Raw genomic sequence first — 1,928 nt, 5'->3', positions numbered from 1 at the left:
CCCGTTCTCGTCGTCGGAAGGGCAGGTGTGAGTTCTCCACCCTGTTGTTGGCCCAGCGGCCGATCTGCTGCTTCGAAGCGTTGCCGATCTCCTTCATCGCCGCCTTGTAGGAGCGCAGACCGTCGGTCGTGATGGCCTTTACGCGACCGTGCCGCTTCATGATTTTCTTCATGAAAGTCAGCGCCGCCGCCTTGTCCCTGGTCTTGCTGGCAAAGGATTCCAGCACCTCGCCCTCTTGGTCCACGGCCCACCAGAGGTAGTGCATCTCGCCGTTGATCTTCACGTAGACCTCGTCGAGGTGCCACCGCCAATGGGTGAACGCGCGCATCCTCTGCACACGCTTTCGACGGATCTCGGCGGCGAACATCGGGCCGAACCGGTTCCACCAGAGCCGCACCGTCTCGTAGCAGATGTCGATGCCGCGCTCTGCCAGCAGGTCTTCCACGTTGCGAAGGGACAGCGGGAATTTGACGTACATCATCACCACCGTCCGGATCACCTCCGGCGAGCTGTCAAAGTAGCGGAACGGGTTGGTGCTCTTGGCCATAGGTCGACGCTAGTTCGCCGAAAAAGCGGTGGCAATCGGTTTGGGCTGACAGAGCCCTCGCAAGAGTTAAGTTGTCAGCACCAACGCGGCGCTGTCACAGTCTTTTGGCGCGGGCTCCAATCAAGGGGCGCGGCCGACAGAAGGTCGTTTATGCAACTCCGGCTCTTGGAGTATTATGTGGTCTTGGCGCGAGAGAAGCATTTCGCGCGGGCGGCGGCTGCCTGTAACGTCACCCAGCCAGCCTTGTCGGCGGGCCTCGTGGCATTGGAAGGCCTGCTCGGTAAGCGTCTGGTCGAGCGAGACCGTCGCTTTATCGCACTGACTGCCGACGGCGCGGCCATACTGCCCTGGGCCCAGCAGATCGTCGCCATGCTGGACGGCCTGCACCACGCCGCAGACGCCACGGCGGGCACCCTGCGTGGTGATCTGAGGCTGGGCGCGATTCCAGCATCCATGCCTGTGGTCGGGCTGCTGGTGCAAACCGTGCGGGCGGGGCATCCTGATCTGACCGTCTCGGTGCGGTCGCTGACGTCGCGCGAGATCGAGCGAGGCCTGGCGGCGTTCGAACTGGATGCCGGGGTGACCTATCTGGATCATGAGCCCCCGGCGCAGGTGGTCAGTGTTCCGCTTTATTCCGAGCGCGCGATCTTTCTGACGCGGGCCGGCGGCCACGGCGACGGTGTATCGGAAATTCCGCTTGGCGACGCCGTATCGCAACCCCTGTGCCTGCTTCACGAGGGCATGCAGAACAGACGCATCCTCGACGCTCATCTGGCCGCCCGCGGCTTGGCCGTACACCCGTGCGCCACGGCGGATTCCTATGTCGCCCTGGTGGCGATGGTGGAAAGCGGGGCCCATGCGTCGATCGTGCCTGACGCCTATGCGTCCTTGTTGCCCACCGAACGCTGGGCGAGGGTCATACCCTTTGACATCCCGCTTCCCCCCAGCCGGATCGGGTTGATCGTGTCCGACCGGTCGCCGATCAGCCAACTTCCCAAGGCTACGGTGCTGGCGGCACGGAACCTGGTCCTGCCGCCCTCATTTTCCCGAGAATGATAAACGATCTTTATCAATCATCGGAATCATGGATTTGACGCTGCACACTCCGAACGTCAATCCGGGCTGATGGGCAAGAAGGAAAGACAGGTCGAGCGGGTCGCCGTAACGGTGAATCCCGTGCATGCGGCGGCGATCCAGCGCCTGAGAGCGACTTTGGGCGATGGGCGTGGCGCGCTGCTTCCCTGGCTTCACGCGCTCCAGGCCGAGTTCGGATATATCGACGATCAGCTCGTGCCCGTGGTCGCGGAGGCGCTCAACCTCAGCCGTGCCGATGTCCACGGCGTGGTGACCTTTTATCACGACTTTCGCCGTCAGCCGGCCG

At 63.1% G+C, this 1,928-nt stretch carries 3 protein-coding genes; 2 read left to right on the top strand and 1 reads right to left on the bottom strand.

Going from position 1 to position 1,928, the window contains the following annotated elements; translation table 11 throughout:
• Positions 1 to 547: IS6 family transposase (locus tag JHC99_RS18610; protein ID WP_292156181.1), on the bottom strand; the 547-nt coding region annotated here is incomplete at its 3' end.
• 150 nt (positions 548 to 697) lie between these two features.
• Between JHC99_RS18610 and JHC99_RS18605 the strand changes: the two genes are divergently transcribed.
• Together JHC99_RS18605 and JHC99_RS18840 are read left to right on the top strand one after the other, a co-directional pair.
• Complete coding sequence (locus JHC99_RS18605) at positions 698 to 1,603, top strand: LysR family transcriptional regulator (RefSeq protein WP_292156180.1); 906 nt, start codon at positions 698 to 700, stop codon at positions 1,601 to 1,603.
• Between the two features lie 69 nt (positions 1,604 to 1,672).
• Positions 1,673 to 1,928, top strand: a 256-nt coding sequence (locus tag JHC99_RS18840) for an NAD(P)H-dependent oxidoreductase subunit E (RefSeq protein WP_366927854.1), incomplete at its 3' end; no start/stop codon positions are given.

This window comes from Brevundimonas sp. (genome assembly GCF_016463485.1).
Lineage (GTDB): Bacteria > Pseudomonadota > Alphaproteobacteria > Caulobacterales > Caulobacteraceae > Brevundimonas.
The sequence above is the reverse complement of the archived record's forward strand: the minus strand, read 5'-3'. Positions and strand labels throughout refer to the sequence as shown.